The 2,555-nt window shown below is 47.2% G+C and carries 2 protein-coding genes; both read left to right on the top strand.

Annotated elements, in window-relative coordinates:
* Positions 1-1,922: alanine--tRNA ligase (gene alaS / locus Q0R35_RS04000; RefSeq protein ID WP_295614705.1), on the top strand; the 1,922-nt coding region annotated here is incomplete at its 5' end.
* Between the two features lie 125 nt (positions 1,923-2,047).
* Positions 2,048-2,555: protein kinase (locus tag Q0R35_RS03995; protein WP_295614703.1), on the top strand; the 508-nt coding region annotated here is incomplete at its 3' end.

Raw genomic sequence — 2,555 nt, 5'->3', positions numbered from 1 at the left:
CGAATAATTATGAGACGGATCTGATTTTCCCGATCGTCCAAACTGCGGCGGATATTGCCGGAATTGATTATTTTAGTAGCGATGAAAAAACTAAGACTTCGTTGAAGGTAATCGGCGATCATATTCGGGCGATCGTGCATATGAATGCCGATGGAATTCGCGCATCGAATGTCGGACGCGGTTATATTTTACGCCGCTTATTAAGACGGGTAGTTCGGCATGGACGATCGATCGGAATCGATGACCACTTTACAACCAAGGTAGCCGAAACAGCAATCGCATTATCGGAATCAGCATATCCAAATGTTCGATCGAAAGCTGATAGTATTAAAGCCGAATTACAACGGGAAGAAACCCAATTCCTCAAAACCTTAGAACGCGGTGAGAAGCTTTTAGCCGATTTAGTTACCGATGTCAAAGCAAAAGGAATCGCCCAAATTAGTGGTGCAGATGCCTTTAAGTTATATGGTACTTATGGTTTTCCATTAGAATTAACTCAGGAGATTGCTGAAGAACAGGATTTGACAGTAGATGTTGAGGGTTACGATCGGGCGAAAGAGGAAGACATAAAAAACACTCCCGATCCCCACGGAGAGATCGATCTTACTGTACAGGGTACACTCGATAGTTTTGCCGAACACCTTCAGGCAACGGAATTTGTCGGCTACAAATCGCTGAATAGTCGAGCAGAAGTCGTGGCATTATTAGTCGGTGGTGTCGCCGATACCGAAGCAGATGCAGGTACGAACGTCCAAATTATCCTCGATAAAAGTCCTTTTTACGCCGAATCTGGCGGACAAATCGGCGATCGCGGGTACTTGTCAGGCGATAATTTATTAGTCCGCATCGATGATGTTAAAAAAGAGTCGGCATTCTTCGTTCACTTCGGATCGATCGAGCGTGGAAACCTACGAGTCGGCGATACAATTACCGCCCAAATAGATACCGCTTGTCGTCGTCGCGCCCAAGCCAATCACACGGCGACGCATCTATTACAAGCAGCCTTAAAACTCCTCGTAGATTCAGAGATTTCTCAGGCGGGTTCGTTAGTTTCATTCGACAGATTGCGGTTCGATTTTAACTGTCCTCGCGCCCTCACTCCTGTGGAAGTTCAACAGGTAGAAGAGTTGGTAAACACCTGGATTACCGAAGCACATTCAGCCGAAATTGAGGTAATGCCGATCGCCCAAGCTAGAGCTAAAGGCGCAGTAGCCATGTTTGGTGAAAAATATGGTGACGAAGTTCGCGTCATCGATTTCCCCGGCGTATCGATGGAATTGTGTGGTGGTATTCATGTGAATAATACTGCCGAAATTGGTGCGTTTAAAATTATCTCCGAAGCAGGTGTAGCTGCAGGAGTACGCCGAATTGAAGCGGTGGCGGGTAATGCAATTTTAGACTATTTAAATGTACGCGATCGCGTGGTCAAAGAATTGGGCGAACGCTTTAAAGCCAAACCCGAAGAACTGATCGATCGAGTTTCCAGTCTCCAAGCCGAACTCAAAGCCAACCAGAAGCAACTCGAAGCAGTTAAAGGGGAACTCGCGATCGCTAAATCAGATCGATTGCTCGCTCAAGCACAAAGTATCGGCGAATTTAAACTGATTATCGCCGAACTGGGTGATGTCGATGCTACTTCTCTCCAAACTGCCGCCGAACGTCTGCTCGATAAACTCGGCGAAGGCGCGATCGTGCTGGCTTCCGTTCCCGAACCGGATAAGGTTAGTCTGGTAGCGGCTTTTAGTAAGGGGGTGAATGCCAAGGGTTTACAGGCGGGTAAGTTTATTGGGAATATTGCTAAAATCTGCGGCGGTGGCGGCGGTGGGCGATCGAATCTCGCTCAGGCGGGGGGACGGGATGCTAGTAAGGTGAAGGAGGCGTTAGCGGTGGCTAAGGCGGAGTTGGAGGGTGGTTTGGGTTGATGGCGGAGACGGCGATTGAAATCGTTTTGCACTAGCGACGATTTCAATCATGTGGTAATCGGTCGTGTGAAAAGCTTTACCTTGGTGGGTACACTATGGAGTAAGCGTCTCACTTCACCAGCAGTATGTCCATCGTCGGTAAAACCCTCAATAAGCGGTTCTATATCCTCAAACCTTTGGCTCAAGGAGGATTTGGACATACCTACCTAGCCGAAGATCTCACATTTTCAGCTCGTCATTACTGTGTTGTCAAACATCTCAGTCCATCGAAAGAAAATTTACCACATCTCGCTCGAATCAAAGACCTGTTCGAGAGGGAAGCTGATACACTAGCTAAACTAAGTACATACAGCAATCTTATCCCTAAGCTGATCGATCGGTTTGAGGAGGCAGAAGAATTGTATCTCGTTCAAGAATTTATAGATGGTGTGCCCCTCTCCGCCGAACTTACTCCAGGTAAAAAGCTGACCGAGGAAGCCACCATTGAGCTACTGATCCAAATTCTGATACCTCTGGAATATTGCCATCAAGAAAATCTGCTCCACCGCGATCTCAAGCCAGACAATATCATGCGTCGCCGTCAGACAGGGGAATTGGTTCTAATCGATTTCGGTATTGCTAAAGATATGGGAG

Origin of the sequence: Chamaesiphon sp. GL140_3_metabinner_50, from assembly GCF_025361915.1 — a bacterium.
Lineage (GTDB): Bacteria > Cyanobacteriota > Cyanobacteriia > Cyanobacteriales > Chamaesiphonaceae > Chamaesiphon.
Note: the sequence above shows the minus strand (reverse complement) of the source record. Positions and strands in the feature narration are given on the sequence as shown.